Genomic DNA, 16,230 nt, shown 5'->3' with positions numbered 1-16,230 from the left:
TTCCCCCTCCGCCGAGGGGAACCAAAGGGCTTCGCCCTCTGGACTCCCTTTTCGTGCCTGCACCTTTGTTCGCGATTGGCGGATTGCTTCGAGCTGGCACGCTTTTGTCCTTGCGGACAAAGCTTCAGTGGTTGTAGAAGCTCAGTCCTAGTACACAAGCCTGTCAACTATAGGCCACAGGTGACTTCAGTGGACGTTTTCCCTTAACCTGACAGCATTACCCTCCGCCGAGGGGACTCCATAGCGTATGCTTCCGAAGTGCGCTTTCCTTCGGAAACCGCTGAGGTTGCCGCCCTCTGGACACCCGCTTTCGTGCCGTCTCGCGGGGTAGTGGTTGGCGGATGTTTTCGAGTTGGGCACGCTTTTGTCCGTTGGACAAAGCTTACTTCGTAGCGGTGCCCTTCCGAACACTCGAACCGCGTTAGTACTTGCCCTTCCCTACTATTCTATTGGTTTGTTCGCAAGCGAATACTATGATATTGCTTCCGCCTCGATAGCCGCTTTACGCGCAAAAGACAACCACAGTTTCCTGTAGTTGTCTCTCCGTGTTATTGGTGCTGCGCGATGAGCTCGCACCCTCGGATGTGCAGGCTTTCGCCCGCTTTCAGACGGAGCGGGATGACGCGATCGCGGTAACGCAGCCGCATATGCAGCGGCGACATGGTCAGGATCGTCGCTTCGGCGAGACTGCCGTCCTGCCAGTGAATGTCCACTTGGGCGTTGCCTTGGGCTTTGAGCCCGGTGATGCGGCCGGTTGGCCAGGCGGCTGGCAGCGCCGGCAGGAGATGGATCTCGCCGGCATGGCTTTGCAGGAGCATCTCGATGAGCGCGGCGGCGCCGCCGAAGTTGCCGTCGGCGACGAAGATGTTCGTCTCCGCGCCGGCGATGCCCGCCTTGGAATAGGTGAGCAGATTATCGAAGCACAGGTCGCTGATCAAGTACGCGACGTTCTCATAAGCCCGTTCGCCGTCATGCAGACGAGCGTAGCTGGCCGCGAACAGCGCCAACGTGAACTCCACGTCCTCGAAACCATCCTCGCGCTTGCGGGTCAACAGCGTTCGCCGTGACGCTTCGCTTAATTCGGGCGTGCCGTGCGGCGTGATTTCCCCGCCGGGATAGAGGCCATAGAGATGCGCCAGATGGCGGTGATCCGGCTGGGCTTCCTCGTAATCTTCCAGCCACTCCTGCAGCTTGCCGTCCGTTCCGATCTGCAGCGGCGGGAGCAGCGCGATCGCCTCTTCCAGCCGCCTGCGGAAATCCGGATCGTCGCCGAGCTTCTCCGCCGACGCCAGGCAGAATCCGAACAGCTCGCGCACGAGCGACTGGTCCATCGTCGGCCCCATCGACAGCGCGTGGCTGTTCCGTTCGCCGCCCCGCACGTAGAAACTGTTCTCCGGGGAATTGGACGGTCCCGTCACGAGCCAGCCTTTCTCCGGATGTACTACCATGTAATCATTGAAAAAGCGAGCCGCTTCTTTCAGCACCGGATAAGCCTGCTCCCGCAGGAACGCTTCGTCGCGGCCGTATTCGTAATGCATGCGAAGATGCATCGCAAGCCATAATCCGCCGGTTACGTTCAGCCCCCACGAATAGTGCCAGCCAGGGGCGGTGAAGCCCCACGCGTTCGAGAACACGTGCGCGGTCCAGCCCTCGCAGCCATAGAAGTCGGCGGCCGACGCGCGCCCCGCCTCCGCCAGTTTCGCGACGTATTTCATGAGCGGTCCGTGACATTCCGCCAGGTTCGCCGCCTCCGTCGGGTAGTAATTCATCTGCGTGTTAATGTCGAGGTGATAGTCGCAGCTCCACGCCATCCGGTTCGCTTCCCCGTCGTTCCATAAGCCTTGCAAATGCAGCGGCAGCGGCGAGTCCGAACGCGAGCCGGCGATCGTCAAATACCGGCCGTATTGGAGGAAGAGCGCGAACAGCTGCGGATCGTCCCCGCCGGTGCCAAGCAGGCGAATACGCTCGTCGGTCGGCAGCACCTCCCTCTCCGACCGTCCGAAATCCGCCTCCACTCTCGCGTATAGCGAGCGGTATTCCCGTCTATGATCGTCGAGAAGCCGGTCGTATCCTTTGGTCGACGCTTTCGACACCGCAGTTAACGCTTCGTCCTGCCAGCCATCGTCCAGACGTCCGTAATCCGTTGCCACGCCGACATAGATCCAGACCGAATCCGCGCCGCTCACCGTAAGCGCGTCTCCGTCCGGCTTGATCGTCCCGCCGCTGGCGACAAGCTTGACCGCGCCCGCGCAGCGTACGCCGCACGTGCCGTCGCTGTGCATCGTCTCCACCGCCTGCCCGCGGAAGCGAATGACCCCTTCGCCCTCGGCGACCGCCTCGAACCGATCCGTCCTGCCCGATAGCCGAATCGCGAACGAGACGCCGCCCGGCTTATCGCCGCCGATGCGCGCCGCGATCACGTCGTCCGGATGGCTCGCGAACACTTCGCCGGCGCGACGTGCATCCGCATGCTCGACGGATGCCCGATAGACCGCTTCCTCTAGATCCAGCTCCCGCTTCACGCGGCCGCCGCCAGTTTCGTGCGCGATACGGATATCGCACATCGACAGATGCGTGCCGAAGTTTCGCTTCTCCGCCTGGAGCAGCTGCTCCGCGAGCGCCTCGCCCTGCGCGTAATCGCCCTGAAAGAACAATCCCCGCAACCGATCGAGATCCGCCCTACCGCGCGAGTTCGTCTCCGTACGCTCTTCCTTGCCGGACCAATACGTCGCTTCCGTCAGGCACCAGGTTTCTTCCTGCTCGCCGCCGATAACGACCGCGCCGATCCGTCCGTTGCCGATCGGCAGCCCTTGCTTCCAGTCCGCCGCCGCTTTGTTATATGTTAGTCGCATGCCATAATTGATCATTGTCATCTCACCCGATATTCATCATAATAGCGCGGCACGATATCCGTCGAAGCGCCCGGACGCTCCGGCAGCCTGTACATGCCGCTGATCACGGTGGCCGGTTCCTCGAAAATATGCCGGATCCACGGGATATACTCCAGCATGATCGCGCCGGGCGTCGCAGCGGCCAAATGCTGATGGATCTGCCCCATATCGCCTACGTGCGGGCAAAGCGGGATATCGTACGCCGCGGCCAAGCCTGCGACCTGCAGCCATTCCGTTATACCGGCGACGCGCGTGACGTCCGCCTGGCAATATTCGACGGCGCCTTGCTGCATATAATCGCGGAACGCGTATTTCGTATAGACATGCTCGCCCAAGGCGATCGGGACGTTCAACGCGTCGGCGAGCTTCTTATGACCGGCGATATCATCCGGATTGAGCGGCTCTTCCAGCCAGAACAGGTCGAATTCCTCCAACCGCTTGCCCCAGGTCATGGCCGTATTGATATTCCACTGCTGGTTGACGTCGATCATGAGAATCGGCTGTTCCCCGATCGTCTCCCGCACCGCCTTGACGCGATCGTAATCCTCGCGAGGGTCCGGCTTGCCCACCTTGATCTTCACGCCCGCGAAGCCCTGCTCGACGATCTCGGCGACATCCTTCAGCAGTCGTTCCTTCGGCCAATTCAGCCAGCCGCCGTTCGTGTTGTAGGCGCGGATGCCCTTGCTCTTGTGACCGCCGAGATATTGCCACAGCGGCTTGTTCGCCGCCTTCGCCATGATGTCCCACAGCGCGATGTCGACGGCCGCCAGCGCCATATGCGCGATGCCGGCGCGGCCGACCCAATGCATTTTACCGTAGCGCATCGCATCCCACAGCTCTTTGACCATGAACGGATCCTTGCCGATCAGCTCCGGCGCGTAATAGCGGTCGATGGTAGCGGCGATGAGGTCGTCGCCATGCGCGCAAGTACCGGTGTACCCGCAGCCGACGAACCCTTCGTCGGTATACACCTTCACGCCGGTTAGTCCCCAGTGCGTCGCCGCGTTGATGGCGTCCGTGATCGGCGGGGTGATCGGCACGTGCAGCACGAATGATTCCACTTTCGTAATTTTCATCGTATGGACTCCTTAACCGAAAATAGCGAACCCAATTAGTAACCGAGCGAAGCGCCGCCATCGACCGGGAGCGCCGCGCCCGTGATGAAAGACGCTTGCCGGCCAGCCAAGAACAGCACCGCCGAGGCGATCTCGTCCGGCTCCGCCAGCCGGCCGAGCGGATGCATCTCGCCAAGCTCGCGCGCCGTACGCGCGGGATCGTCCTGTCGAGCCGTCCAAGCCTCAAGCAGCGGCGTGCGAACGCCGGCGGGACAGACGCAGTTCACCCGCACGCCGCCTTGGGCGAAATCCAGCGCGAGCGACTTCGTCAACGCGATCACCGCGCCCTTCGACGCCGTATAGGCCGGGTTGTTCTTCTGCCCCGTCAGTCCGCCGAGCGAGGCTATGTTCACGATTGAACCTTTTGAACGCTTAAGCGGCTCGGCCGCGTGTTTGATGAGCAGAAACGCGCCTTTCACGTTCACGTCCAACACCAGGTCGAGCCCTTCTTCATCGATTCGTTCGATCGGATGAGGCATAATAACGGCCGCATTGTTCACGAGCACGTCCAAGCGGCCGAACGTTAATAGCGTGCGCTCCATCAGTCGCGCGATCTCCGCTTCATGCGACACGTCGCAGCGGACGAAGAGGGCTGCCGGCACGCCGCCGCTCCTGCCGCCGAATTGCCGATTGATCCGATCGGCGGCTTGTTCGCCTTCCGTCTCCCGCAGTTCCGCGATGACGACGCAGGCGCCTTCGGACGCGAACCGCCGCGCGCACGATTCTCCGATGCCGGAACCGGCGCCCGTCACTATGACGACATGATCCTTAAATAACACGGGTTCTCCCCCATTCGCTTACGGCGCTTGCATAAGATACAGGCCAGTTATCAACCCGACGCTTCCATTATGCACGGGCCTATCGTATCATGATCAATAACGCATCGTATTTGGTAGCGCATCCAAAAAGTTGACGATTCATCCGGTAATGACATACTTCCGAACGGGGGAGTCTTACGTGAGAACATTAGCCATGCTGAAGCCGCACGTCGGCGATTCCATGCCCTATCTATACGACGGCAGCTCCAATGAAGGCTTGCGCGTCTGCAGCGTATATGCGTTCCATCTGTTCACGGACGGTCCAGGCGAGATGGAGATCGAAGGCGTCCGTTATCCGATCGAGAAACGAACGCTCGTGTTTCTCCGTCCCGGCCAGCCGCACGCTTTTCATATTTCGCCCGCGCATCCGCTCGCATCGCATAACTTGTACTGCGATCTGTGGGACGCCAAGACGCCCGTCTCCCGGCATCGGACGTTTATTTACGCGCCGAACCCGTTTTCCCTGCCCGAGCTATCCGCTATGCATGCTTGCCCTGAAGCGGACGCGCTGCCCGGCGTCTTCTCCCTCCAGCCGTATCCGCATCTCTACGAAGCGTTCCTGCATATCGTCCGCCAGTACAACGAGATGTCGGATTACCGGACGGAGACGGTCAACAGCCTCTTCTACGCCTGGCTGCTCAGCTGGCATAACGCCTTCCATGCGAAGGTCCCCCGCGATTATCGCATCGTGCGGCTGATCCGTAGCTTGGAGCTTATGCCCGAGCGGCGGGAGCCGGTGAAGGAGTGGTGGCGGCAGTGCGGATTGAAGCGGACCCACTTCCACGAGCTGTTTCTCCGCGAGACCGGCATGACGCCGAAAGCTTACCAGCACCGGCTGATCATGCGGCGGGCCGTCAACCTCATCCAAGAGAGCGAGCTCAGCATCACGGCCGTCTCGGAGAAGCTCGGTTATCCGTCGATTCATCCGTTCACCCGGCATTTCACGGCTTATTACGGCATCAGTCCGAAGCAATACCGGTTGAATCCGCGCGCGGGTCTCGCCTTGAACGCACAGGCGCGAGAAATTCGCCATGCGAAGTGAATAGCCCGTCCCGCCACGAAGGCGCGGACGGGCTATTATTCGAGTCATTATTCAATCGGCGGATCAACCGGCTAGCCCTATCGGCAGGCCGCTACCCGATTAACCGATACCAAGGAAGCCGCGTTAGCGGCGCATCGATGTCCCGCACGCACGGACCGATTACGACGGAACCGTCATCCCCCAGCCATTTTCCGAGAGGAAATTCCACCTTCCTTCTTCGCGCGCCTTTCATGAGCACGGGCGATGCGAGGATCGTATCGCCGAGCATGAATTGGTCGGTCAACCGCTCGAACCCTTCCCCCGGGAAGACGTAGTCCAGATGCCGGATGATCGGTTCGCCCGTAATCGCGGCCTGTCGGGCGAGCGCCAGAATAAGGTCCCCGAACGATCGGTGAAGATCCGCCGCCGCGACGCACGCCGCCAAATGCTCGTCATCCAGCGCGCGCCATGGCGCGGCCGAGAACTGCATCATCGGGAACAACGCCGAGCATTGCGCATATCGAACGAACAGCTCCTGGTCGACCTGGCGGTCCGGCCGGTTCTCGACGTCGGCGATCTGTCCGCCTCCGATCATATCCGGACAGACGAACGCATACCCGGCCAGCCCCTGCGCCAAGCCGTTCGGTATGAGCGAAGCCAGCCCGTCCGCGCCCCAGCTGTGGTTCTTATCCGCGAGACGCTGCACGAGCGGCCGGCCCGCGCTCTTCCAGCAAGCGCGGTACTCGTTCAGCGCATAGCGCAGACCGACGCGCGCCCACGCCTCGCAATGCCCGTTCGGATGGGCGCCGGCCGCGCTTCGGTCGTCAGCCCGGTAATATTGCGGATCGCCGGCATCGAATTTGAATCCATCTACGCCGTATGCCGTCATCAGCCGCTCCAATTCGCCGTCGAACCAGCGAACCGCCGCTTCGTTCGTGCAATCCAGGACGGCGCTGTACCCGTTCCACCAGCGACGGACGGCCGTCTCGCCCGTTGCGTTCCGAAGGAGATACCCTTGGCGTTCGAGGAACCGGAAGTTCGCCGCGTTATCCGGACTGACGAACGGGCAAATCCACAGCATCACCTTGAAGCCCATCTCGCGAAGCTTCGCGCACATGGCCTTCGGATCGGGGAATCGATCCTTGCGGAACGTCCAGACGCCGTAATCTTCCATCCAGTTATCGTCGATCATGAGAATCCCGGGCGGCATGCCGTTCCGGAGCGCCGCTTCGGCGTAAGCGAGCACCTTCTCCTGCGTCGGCTCATACTGCAGCTCGATCCACAGGTTGTACTGCGGCGCCGCGAAGAACATCGGATCCGGCCATCTGCCGTCCGGTGCGAAATGCGCATGCGAAGCGGCCCGATACGCCTCCCGCAGACTGCCATGCCCCTCGCCTAACCGCGCAGAACTGCCGGCTTCGCATTCAACCACGAGTTCGTCCGGGTCAAACTCGAACCGAAACGGCTCCTCTGACCATATATAGCGGCCGAGGCTCGAGACGAGGAACGGCACCGCTTGATTGCTTCGCCCTTCGCGGATCAAATCTCGGGTATGCCTCTCCTCGCCGAACGGCATCCTAATCCCGTCTTCGATATCGCCGCCCCACCAATATTCGCCTTCCAGACGCTGTACGATCAATCGCTCGCCCATTCTCGCCACGACTCCTTTTTCCTGAAGCGCTATAGCGCAATAATCGCTTTCCGTGTCCCTAATAATAGGCTAGAATCAAGCGTATGCGATACAGGCGATCGTGCGCGATTGTTAAACGATCTAGCTGCGTTGGAGGTGGATGCCGCTTGGCGGCCGAAGGACATAACCAATACATGATGCTGCTTAGCGATCTGTATCCGTTCAATCTGTTCACGCCGGAACCTGTGGCGGGCACGCTCTTCCCCCCGCATTGGCACGATGAATGCCTGGAGATGGTCTACGTCACCAAGGGCTCGGCCGAATTTCGAATCGGCGGAACCAAGCACATCGTCGAGCAGGGCGATCTCGCGCTCATCGGCGAAGGCCAAATTCACAGCGGTTACGCGGAAGACGGAACGCCGATGTATTACACGATCTTGCTCGATCGCAGCCGCATGGTGAACGCCGACACGAGCAGTCTCGCCTACAGCGCCTTGTTAACCGGCCGTCTGGAGATGCCGACGATTCTTAAGCCCGGCGATCTGCATTATGGGACGTTAACGAACGTCATTACCGCCGTCATCGCGGAATTCAATCAGCGCGAGCTCGGGTTCGAGCATGCCGCGAAGTCGCACCTGCACGTGCTGTTGACGTACCTGAGCCGCTTCTACGGCTCGTCGGCCGAACGTCGCGACCGCAGACAGGTCGCCGCCATGCGCCAAATCGACCGAATCAAGGACGTCATCGCGCATGTCGAACGTCATTATTCGGAATCGCTGACGGTTAACCAAGCCGCGTCGGTGGCCGCCATGAGCCCCTATCACTTCTGCCGCGTATTCAAAGGGGCCGTCGGCCGAACGTTCAACGAATACGTGCAGCTGTTCCGGATCGCCCAGGCCGAGACGCTCATCCGCGACACCGATCTGCCGATTACCCTCATCGCGGAGCGGTGCGGCTTCGGTTCGGTCCACTATTTCGACGAGCTGTTCAAACGCCATCGCGGTCAGACCCCGACGCAGGCGCGCAAAGGCGCGACTTAACCCCCCGATTGCCGCAATCGGGAGGCGTTCGTTTGCGCTCCGCGCTCTCACCCTTTCGTCCCGCCCTGCATGCCGAAGCCCTTCGACATGAACCGCTGGGACAAGACGTACAGCACGATCGACGGGATCGCGTACATGACGGAGAATGCCGCCAGTTTGCCGTAATCCGCCATGCCGTATTGACCGAAAAACTGATAGATCTTCAACGAGGCGGGGAAATTCTCCGGCGACTGCAGTAGGATGTATGGGACGAAGAAATTGCCCCAGCTCCCAGAGAACGTGAAAATCGCGACCGTGCAAATGCCGGGAATCATGAGCGGCGCAACCACCTTGCGGATGCCGACGAACACCGACGCGCCGTCGATCCAAGCCGCTTCCTCCAGCTCGGACGGCACGGAGTCCATGAAGTTCTTCAACATCCAGATGCCGTAAGGCATCGCCGACGCGACGAAGAACAGGATAACGCCGAAAATATTGTTGTACAGCTTCAGCGTGAGAAACAGCTGATAGACCGGCACCATGACGGCGGTGATCGGCAGCGACGTCATAAACAGAATCGTCAGCATGAACGGCTTCTTGAACCGCAGCTGGTACCGCGACAGCGGATACGACGCGAGCAGGCCAAGGACGACGACGATGATGGCTTGGCCGCCGGACATGAGCAGCCCGATCAGGAACGCCCGCTGGTTATCCGGATTCGTGAGCACGTCGACGTAATTGCCCCCGGTCAGCCGAGACGGCATCTTTAATGATTGCATCGCGTTCGAATCGACGGAGGCGACGAGCACCCACAGCAAGGGGAGCACGAAACAGATGCCGATGAACGCCAGGATGGCGTACGGCAATATTCGGAAGACCCATTTTCGCTGGTTCGCATTCATAACGGTCGTTCTCCTTGTCGGTTTACTCTTTCATGGAACGGATGTAGAACAAGCTCAGAATGATGCCGATCAGCAGGAGCAGCAGGGAGATCGCGGTGCCGTAGCCCAGCTGATAATTCACGAACGCTTGATTGTACATGAAGATCGGCAGCGTTGTCGTCGACGTCCCCGGCCCGCCTCCGGTCATCGCGTAGATAAGCCCGAATACGCCTAGCGTCTGGAGCGTCACGAGCATCATGTTCGTCATGATCGTATCTTTGATGTACGGAATCGTAACGCGGGTTAGAATCTGCCATTTCGAAGCGCCGTCCACGACTGCCGCTTCTTCGATCTCGCTCGGCACGTCGTCCAGCGCGGCTTGGAACACGAGCATCGAGAACGCGGTGCCATGCCAGATGTTCGCCAGTATGACGGTAACCATCGGAATCGTGTACAGCCACGTGACGGTCGAGAATCCGAACGATTGCAGTATCGCGTTCAGCGTTCCCTCGTCGCCGAAAAAGCTGTACAAGCACAGCGCGCAAACGATCTCCGGCGTCACCCAGCCGGCCAGCACGATCGTCCCGATAATGCGGCGGAACCACCTGTTCTTGTGCTTCATCAACAGCGCGATCAGGAAGCCCAGCACCTGTTGGCCGATGACGGCCGATCCGATCAGGAAGACGAGCGTGTTCCAAATGCTCGAACGCACCGTCGGATCCTCGAACATGCGCGCGTAGTTATCGAGACCGACGAAGTTCAGCTCCTTGGCTGCTTCGCCGGTCAAGGCCAGATTCGTGAAGGAATAGAATACCGTCAGCAAGATCGGATAGATGAAGAATACCAGCATGATCGCGACCGACGGAAGCAAAAAATAGAGCCACGTCCACGTCTTCCTTCGTTTCGCGGGCGCGGCGGCGGCTATACTGCTCATCTCGCGCATCCTCCCTTCCGGGCTTCGGATAAGGTGAAACGGCTGTCGCCGTCCTTGATGGCGCAGCAAGTTTCATTCCGGTTAAGCTGATTGGTTTGCGTTCACAATCCGAGGATTGGGAATGCAGCATTCAACGATCCTGAAATAGAAGCCGAATTATATTCGTGAAACTTATATTTGCTTATATTTTAAAAGAAGGCTTGCTCGAAGCGCCGCTTGCGGCAGCGCGTCAAGCAAGCCGGCCGTCTTATTTCTCCACGATGTGATCCTCGCCGACAATGCGGGTCACGTCCTGCGCGTATTTCTTCGCGGCCGCTTCCGGCGACGTGCCCGTCGCCACGGACTCGACCATCGTCTGAATTTGCGTCGACACTTCCGGATATTTGTCCTGCGCCGGACGGAATTCGGCGTTCTGCAAGTATTCGGTCGCGATGCCGTTGAACGGCATTTCCGTATAGCCCGGATCCTTCGCCACGTCGGCGCGGACGGTAATGTTGCCGGCGGCGATGACGAGCTTCTGCGTATTTTCCTTGTTCAGCGCGTATTTGATGAAATTCCATGCCTCGTCCTTGTTCTTCGCGTTGGCCGGAATGGAGAGCGCCCAGCCGCCCGCCAGCGTAATGGAGCCCGGCGCTTGCCCTTTGCTCGTCGGCATCGGCGCGAAGCCGAGCACGTCCTTGTATTCCGGCCACGGCGCCGCGCCGTTCGGCAGGTAGTTGCCCGTGATCCACGAACCGTCCAGTTGAATAGCCAGCTTCCCTTGCGGGAGGTATTCACGCGAAGCCGTATTGCCCGCTTGCCCGTTCAGCACCTTGGACAGCGGCGGACCGAGCTTCTCTTTGTTGACCGTTTCGACGAAGGAGAGCGCGTCGATAATGCCTTGGCTCTTCGTGATCCATTTGCCGGTCGCGTCGTCGTAAAGGCGTTCGCCCGTGCCGTACAGCAGCATTTCATAGGTCTGCATCGACGTCGCCTCGCCCGTCGCTTTGCCCATGTTCATCCAGATCGGCACGACGTCCGGCAGCTTCTCCTTGATCGTTCGGGCGGCGCTCAACACCTCGTCCCAATTTTTCGGCTTCCAATTTTCCGGCAACCCCGCCTGCTTGAACAGCGTCTTGTTGTACCAGAGTCCGCGCGAATCCGTGTTATACGGAACGCCGTATACTTTGCCATCGCTGGCGGTAACGCCTTTCTTCATCGCCTCGATGAACGAGCCGTTCGTCCAGTCCTCCCATTCCTCGAGCCGGTCGTCGAGCGGCTCGAGATAGCCGGCGCTCGCGTCGGAATTCAGGATGAACGTATCCTCCGTGACGATGTCCGGCGCGGTGTCCTTGGATTTGAGCGCCAGCGCGATTTTGGCGAAATAATCGCCTTCGGATGCCTGAATCGGCGTCGGCTTGATCTCCACGCTCTTGTCCGGATAGCTCTCCGACACCGCCTTGATCCATTGGAACAGGACGCCTTTCTCGCCGATGCCGTCGTCCCGATATGTAATGGTGATGACCTTCTTGGCCGCATCGCCCTCCGTGCCGCCGCCGTTCGAAGCTCCCGCGTTCTCGCCGCCGCCCGCGTTGCCGCCGTTGCCGTTCGTTCCGGCGTTCGCCGAGTTGCCGCCTTCTCCTCCCGTCCCTCCGTTGTTGCCGCCGTTGCTCGAACAAGCGAACAACAGGGTTGTACATAAAACAAGCGAGGTTGCGGCCGACCATAGTTTTTTTCCGTTCTTCATCGATTGCCCTCCCTCTTTCTCTTCTACCAATTACTGACATACATGCATCGAAAAACACGACCTCTGAAGCGCTTTCAGCATTGCACATTAAAAGATATTGAGAATTGGCGGCTATTATTCGCGATAATTATACGAATCCGACTATGATTTCGCGCCATTATACTACAATTGCAAGACTTCGGCTTCTAGCAGGACATCGCCGCAATAGCAAAAAGGGCCGGAAGCTATACGCTTCGCGGCCGCGTTAATCCTTGTCTATCGCTTAATCGCTTGGATAAGCAGCCTCAGCCGGATTGTGAACCGACCAGGCGATGAAGCTGGTACTGTCTTTAGTACCTGCATGGTGCAGACCGTCCAGAAAATCTCTCGCCGACGCGCGTCCGGTTAACAGGTCGTTCAATCGATCTAGGCCGTCCTCCTTCTCCAGGAAGCCGTCGGTTATCAGGAGGATCGCGTTCCGCCCCGTCCGCAGCTCTCTTCTGCCGGAAGAATAACAAGGCACGTTCCGGTCGAACGTATTGACTCGTCCGATCCACTCATAGAAATTACGCTGATTGAGCATGGTCTGTCCCCAACGCGCCAATTCGCCATGGCCGAGAAACAACATGCAGTCGCCGACGGAAAACCACCAGACGATATTCGCTTTGCGCAAACAGAGCAAACAGGATGTTTCTCCCACAAGATTGCGGCATGCCGATCGGAAGCCTTCCGAAGCGAACAGCTCCATAATCGCCTCTTCAAGCCGTGGAACAGCTTCAGCTATCGGCCGTGCGATGATCGCGGTCAAATGTTCCAGATGAGCGGATAAGGTTCGAATGATTAACGACGCGCTGTCGCAGGTCGCATGCGCATCCAGCAAAGCGGCAAATTCCCAATCCTCTTCTTCGTTCGTCCACAAGAGCAGACCGTCTTCGTTTTTAACTGCCTGCCAGTCGCGTCTTCCTCCGTATCGGCCGATTGTAATCCCATCGTGCGAGTCGACCGAAGGCGCATCCAAGAACGGGTTCACGACACCCGTCCAGCTCAACGTTCGCAACCGCGGCTTTTCGCTCATGTCCCATTCTCCTTCCGTCTATCCTGCGCGCGACTAATCCGGGAACGCCTCGTCCTTCGACACGCGGACCATCTCCGCGGGGAAACTCTTCTTGAAGAACTTCTCGACGCGCACGTGAATATCCCGCTCATACCAGTCCGACAGCCCGTTCGCTTCGAACAGCTGCGGCATGCCGAGCCGCCGCGAACGGTTGCCCATCGTACCGTCGCCGATGCTGAGCGTGTCGATCCAGATGCGGTCCACGATGCCTTCGAGCCGCTTCGGAAATTCGGGCGTAAACGGCAGCACCGGCGAAATGGCCGCTTGCGTCGCAATCCCCGCTTCGTGAAGTTCGCGCAACGCGTTCAGCCGCAGCTTAATGCCCGGCGCGTATGGCGCGAAGAGACGCTTCATATCCTCCCGGTCGGTCTCCACCGTCATCGAGACGAGGACGCTGCACGATTCCTTCAGCCGCGCGAGCAGGTCGATATCCCGGGTGACGAGCGGACTTCGCGTCTGCAGCTGAATCAGATCGGGCGGCGCGTCGAGCATGGCCTCCAGAATGCCGCGCGTGATCAACGCCTTCCGCTCGATCGGCTGATACGGGTCCGTCGCGGAGGACATGAACAGCCGGACCGGTTTGTTGCGGCGGCGAAGGCTGCCTACTTCTTTCCGGTAGATCTCCGCCGCGTTCGTCTTGATTTCCACCCACTCGCCCCATGGAATCTCTTTGAATCGCTGGATCGGCATCTCGCGGACGTAACAATACGCGCAGGAGAAGGCGCAGCCGCTATACGGATTGAGCGAATGGGTGAATCCGACGTCGAGATACCCTCTCGTCTCGCTCAGAATCGATTTGGACATGATTTCTTTGATCTCGATCGCCATCAATGCGGTCCCCCTCTCGCCAAGCATGCGGATTTTCGTACGTTTGCTCCTATCATACCATGTTCGCAAGCGCGGATTGAAACCAACGCGACGTATGCAAAATCAAAACGGCTTCTCGTTCCGGAACGGAAGAAGCCGTTTTGATTACGCGCTTTGATGGACGCGCCATGCAAACCATGTACGTCACGAACGCGCTGCCCACCGTCGTCGTCGGGAGTATTGTATGTTCCGTACGAACCAGTCTTCGCCTGCTTTCTTGTTCAGCGCGGAACGGGCTGACGAGCACGATTCCCCCTCCCATCGTAACGGCGAGAATGAACGTATGATCCAACAGAAAAGCGCCGGCTCTCTTCCAGAGCGGCGCTTGCGGCAAACGATGATTCATCTGTAAACAACCCTTTCTTCCTATCTGGTTGACGATCGTTTGCTTGCGGTTTATTGAAAATGCCGGGTCGTCTCCTGCACGCAATCGGCGCAGATCAGCTTCCCTTTGAACATCAAGGCGTCAATGTTGCCGCAATAAAGACAGCCCGGGCTGTATTTCTTCAGAATGACCTGCGTATCGTTCACGAACACTTCGACGGATTCGCCGATATCGAGCGACATCGCGCGGCGGATCTCGATCGGGATGACGAGACGGCCCAGCTCGTCCACCTTGCGTACAATGCCAGTTGGATTTTTCATGATAGAATTCCCCTTTTTTTGATAGATAACTATTATTCCCATTATGCCTTTACTAGGGAGAGATGACAATATCAGATCGCGCGCGGCGGCTTTTTTTCGAATAAAACAAACAACCCGCGGGGTCCGCGGGCTGCTGGCCAATCTCATCGAATTCGTACAGACGTCCAAATCCGATTAGAGCACCTTGCTCAAGAACGCTTGCGTCCGTTCATGCTTCGGCGCATCGAAAATCACGGCAGGCGTGCCTTCCTCGACGATGTAGCCGCCGTCCATGAACAGGACGCGGTCGGCGACTTCGCGGGCGAAGCCCATCTCGTGGGTGACGACGATCATCGTGATGCCTTCATGCGCCAAGTCCTTCATAACCTGGAGCACCTCGCCGACCATCTCCGGATCGAGCGCCGAGGTCGGTTCGTCGAACAGCATGACGCGCGGATTCATCGCCAGCGCCCGCGCGATCGCGACCCGCTGCTGCTGACCGCCCGACAGGCGATCCGGATACTCGTCCCGCTTCTCCGCCAAGCCCACCTTCGCGAGCAGCTCCATCGCTTTCTTCTCGTTGGCGGCCTTGTCCATCTTCTTGATGTATTTCGGCGCGAGCATAATATTCTGCAGCACGGTCAAATGCGGGAACAGGTTGAAGCGTTGGAACACCATCCCGACGTCCTCGCGCAGCTTGTCGATATTCGTCTTCGGATCGGTCACCTCGACGCCGGCGATGTCGACTTTGCCGCTCGTAACGTCCTCCAGCAAGTTCAGACAGCGAAGGAACGTGCTTTTGCCGGAGCCGGACGGACCGATGACGCAGACGACTTCCTTCTCCCGGATGGTTGTGGAGATATCCTTAAGGACGACGTTGGAACCGAATTGCTTCTTTAAATTTTGCACGGTGATCATCGCAGGTTCAGCCTCCTCTCGAGCAGTAGCGACAGCCGGCTAAGCGGTAGAATCAGCAGGAAGTAGAAGACGCCGACCATGCCCCAAATTTCGAATGAACGGAAATTGGTCGAGATAATGATTTCGCCGCTTTGCGTAAGCTCCCTAATGCCGATAACCGACAACAGCGCCGTGTCCTTGATACTGATGATAAACTGGTTGACTAAGGCCGGGATCATGCGGCGCAGCGCCTGCGGCAGCACGATCAGCCGCATCGTATAGAAGCGGTTCATCCCGAGGGAACGGGCCGCCTCCACTTGGCCCTTGTCCACGGAGTTAATGCCAGCGCGGACGACCTCCGCGATATATGCGCCGGCATTTAGGCTGACCGCGACGATACCGGCGACTTCCGGATCAATCCGAGTATCAAAAAATTCAGGCAGACCGAAATAGATGAAAAATACTTGCACGAGGAGCGGCGTGCCCCGGATAATATCGACGTAAATGCCCGCCAGTCCGCGAATAATCCGGCTGCGAGCCGTACTCATCAAACCTGCTGCGAGGCCGATTACGAACGCGATCACAAGCGAAATGGCGGCGATTTTCAGCGTAATCAGCAAGCCCTCGAACAAGATGGGCAACGCGTCGCTCATAATTTGCAGCGTATCTGACACCGGTGAACAACTCCTTTCCGAAGGTGAAGCTTATCAAGCT

15 protein-coding genes are annotated in these 16,230 nt (G+C 58.9%); 2 read left to right on the top strand and 13 right to left on the bottom strand.

What is annotated here, in order from left to right:
- Positions 1-548: 548 nt before the first annotated feature.
- From BCM02_RS01050 to BCM02_RS01040, 3 genes are read right to left on the bottom strand one after another with little or no spacing between them, the layout of a single operon-like run.
- Positions 549-2,867: a glycoside hydrolase family 95 protein gene (locus tag BCM02_RS01050; protein ID WP_148927203.1), complete on the bottom strand. Its 2,319-nt coding sequence runs from the start codon at positions 2,865-2,867 to the stop codon at positions 549-551.
- A 2-nt stretch (positions 2,868-2,869) separates the two neighbouring features.
- The gene (locus BCM02_RS01045; protein WP_148927202.1) at positions 2,870-3,967 is read right to left on the bottom strand and encodes a mandelate racemase/muconate lactonizing enzyme family protein; all 1,098 of its coding nucleotides are present in this window, start codon (positions 3,965-3,967) and stop codon (positions 2,870-2,872) included.
- Positions 3,968-4,002: 35 nt separating this feature from the next.
- Positions 4,003-4,785: an SDR family NAD(P)-dependent oxidoreductase gene (locus BCM02_RS01040; protein WP_148927201.1), complete on the bottom strand. Its 783-nt coding sequence runs from the start codon at positions 4,783-4,785 to the stop codon at positions 4,003-4,005.
- Between the two features lie 178 nt (positions 4,786-4,963).
- On the opposite strand from BCM02_RS01040, the gene BCM02_RS01035 reads away from it, so the two are divergent.
- The gene (locus BCM02_RS01035) at positions 4,964-5,866 is read left to right on the top strand and encodes a helix-turn-helix transcriptional regulator (RefSeq protein ID WP_187433946.1); all 903 of its coding nucleotides are present in this window, start codon (positions 4,964-4,966) and stop codon (positions 5,864-5,866) included.
- Between the two features lie 91 nt (positions 5,867-5,957).
- On the opposite strand, the gene BCM02_RS01030 is transcribed toward BCM02_RS01035, so the two are convergent.
- Positions 5,958-7,496 (bottom strand): glycoside hydrolase family 31 protein, encoded by a 1,539-nt coding sequence (locus BCM02_RS01030; protein WP_148927199.1) that lies wholly within the window; start codon positions 7,494-7,496, stop codon positions 5,958-5,960.
- Positions 7,497-7,642: 146 nt separating this feature from the next.
- On the opposite strand from BCM02_RS01030, the gene BCM02_RS01025 reads away from it, so the two are divergent.
- Positions 7,643-8,515, top strand: coding sequence for an AraC family transcriptional regulator (locus BCM02_RS01025; protein WP_187433945.1), 873 nt, complete (start codon positions 7,643-7,645; stop codon positions 8,513-8,515).
- Positions 8,516-8,562: 47 nt separating this feature from the next.
- Here BCM02_RS01025 and BCM02_RS01020 read toward each other — a convergent pair whose 3' ends face one another.
- The 9 genes from BCM02_RS01020 to BCM02_RS00980 all read right to left on the bottom strand — a co-directional run bounded on the left by BCM02_RS01020 (position 8,563) and on the right by BCM02_RS00980 (position 16,169).
- Positions 8,563-9,396 carry a carbohydrate ABC transporter permease gene (locus BCM02_RS01020; RefSeq protein ID WP_148927197.1) on the bottom strand — a complete coding sequence of 278 codons (834 nt, stop codon included), beginning with the start codon at positions 9,394-9,396 and terminating at the stop codon, positions 8,563-8,565.
- Between the two features lie 22 nt (positions 9,397-9,418).
- Positions 9,419-10,309: a carbohydrate ABC transporter permease gene (locus BCM02_RS01015; protein WP_148927196.1), complete on the bottom strand. Its 891-nt coding sequence runs from the start codon at positions 10,307-10,309 to the stop codon at positions 9,419-9,421.
- Between the two features lie 247 nt (positions 10,310-10,556).
- Positions 10,557-12,035 carry an ABC transporter substrate-binding protein gene (locus BCM02_RS01010; protein WP_148927195.1) on the bottom strand — a complete coding sequence of 493 codons (1,479 nt, stop codon included), beginning with the start codon at positions 12,033-12,035 and terminating at the stop codon, positions 10,557-10,559.
- Between the two features lie 262 nt (positions 12,036-12,297).
- On the bottom strand, positions 12,298-13,089 hold the full coding sequence (locus BCM02_RS01005) for a PP2C family serine/threonine-protein phosphatase (protein ID WP_148927194.1): 792 nt from the start codon (positions 13,087-13,089) through the stop codon (positions 12,298-12,300).
- Positions 13,090-13,122: 33 nt separating this feature from the next.
- Positions 13,123-13,956, bottom strand: coding sequence for an SPL family radical SAM protein (locus BCM02_RS01000; protein ID WP_148927193.1), 834 nt, complete (start codon positions 13,954-13,956; stop codon positions 13,123-13,125).
- Between the two features lie 52 nt (positions 13,957-14,008).
- A complete protein-coding gene (locus BCM02_RS00995) occupies positions 14,009-14,341 on the bottom strand; it encodes an RDD family protein (protein ID WP_148927192.1) in 333 nt (110 codons plus the stop codon).
- Positions 14,342-14,391: 50 nt separating this feature from the next.
- On the bottom strand, positions 14,392-14,640 hold the full coding sequence (locus tag BCM02_RS00990) for an AbrB/MazE/SpoVT family DNA-binding domain-containing protein (protein WP_148927191.1): 249 nt from the start codon (positions 14,638-14,640) through the stop codon (positions 14,392-14,394).
- Between the two features lie 174 nt (positions 14,641-14,814).
- Entirely contained in the window at positions 14,815-15,537 is a 723-nt protein-coding gene (locus tag BCM02_RS00985) for an amino acid ABC transporter ATP-binding protein (RefSeq protein ID WP_148927190.1), read from the bottom strand.
- A complete protein-coding gene (locus tag BCM02_RS00980; protein ID WP_425466145.1) occupies positions 15,534-16,169 on the bottom strand; it encodes an amino acid ABC transporter permease in 636 nt (211 codons plus the stop codon). Before BCM02_RS00980 ends, BCM02_RS00985 begins: the two co-directional genes overlap by 4 nt.
- Positions 16,170-16,230 lie beyond the last annotated feature (61 nt).

It is taken from the genome of Paenibacillus methanolicus (genome assembly GCF_008124765.1).
Lineage (GTDB): Bacteria > Bacillota > Bacilli > Paenibacillales > Paenibacillaceae > Paenibacillus_Z > Paenibacillus_Z methanolicus.
This window is presented reverse-complemented; position numbering and strand designations above follow the sequence as displayed.

Coding starts and splice junctions, on each gene's coding strand:
- BCM02_RS01050 (WP_148927203.1), bottom strand. CDS start 2,867: ATGATCAATTATGGCATGCGACTAACATATAACAAAGCGGCGGCGGAC.
- BCM02_RS01045 (WP_148927202.1), bottom strand. CDS start 3,967: ATGAAAATTACGAAAGTGGAATCATTCGTGCTGCACGTGCCGATCACC.
- BCM02_RS01030 (WP_148927199.1), bottom strand. CDS start 7,496: ATGGGCGAGCGATTGATCGTACAGCGTCTGGAAGGCGAATATTGGTGG.
- BCM02_RS01020 (WP_148927197.1), bottom strand. CDS start 9,396: ATGAATGCGAACCAGCGAAAATGGGTCTTCCGAATATTGCCGTACGCC.
- BCM02_RS01015 (WP_148927196.1), bottom strand. CDS start 10,309: ATGAGCAGTATAGCCGCCGCCGCGCCCGCGAAACGAAGGAAGACGTGG.
- BCM02_RS01010 (WP_148927195.1), bottom strand. CDS start 12,035: ATGAAGAACGGAAAAAAACTATGGTCGGCCGCAACCTCGCTTGTTTTA.
- BCM02_RS01005 (WP_148927194.1), bottom strand. CDS start 13,089: ATGAGCGAAAAGCCGCGGTTGCGAACGTTGAGCTGGACGGGTGTCGTG.
- BCM02_RS01000 (WP_148927193.1), bottom strand. CDS start 13,956: ATGGCGATCGAGATCAAAGAAATCATGTCCAAATCGATTCTGAGCGAG.
- BCM02_RS00995 (WP_148927192.1), bottom strand. CDS start 14,341: ATGAATCATCGTTTGCCGCAAGCGCCGCTCTGGAAGAGAGCCGGCGCT.
- BCM02_RS00990 (WP_148927191.1), bottom strand. CDS start 14,640: ATGAAAAATCCAACTGGCATTGTACGCAAGGTGGACGAGCTGGGCCGT.
- BCM02_RS00985 (WP_148927190.1), bottom strand. CDS start 15,537: ATGATCACCGTGCAAAATTTAAAGAAGCAATTCGGTTCCAACGTCGTC.
- BCM02_RS00980 (WP_425466145.1), bottom strand. CDS start 16,169: ATGAGCGACGCGTTGCCCATCTTGTTCGAGGGCTTGCTGATTACGCTG.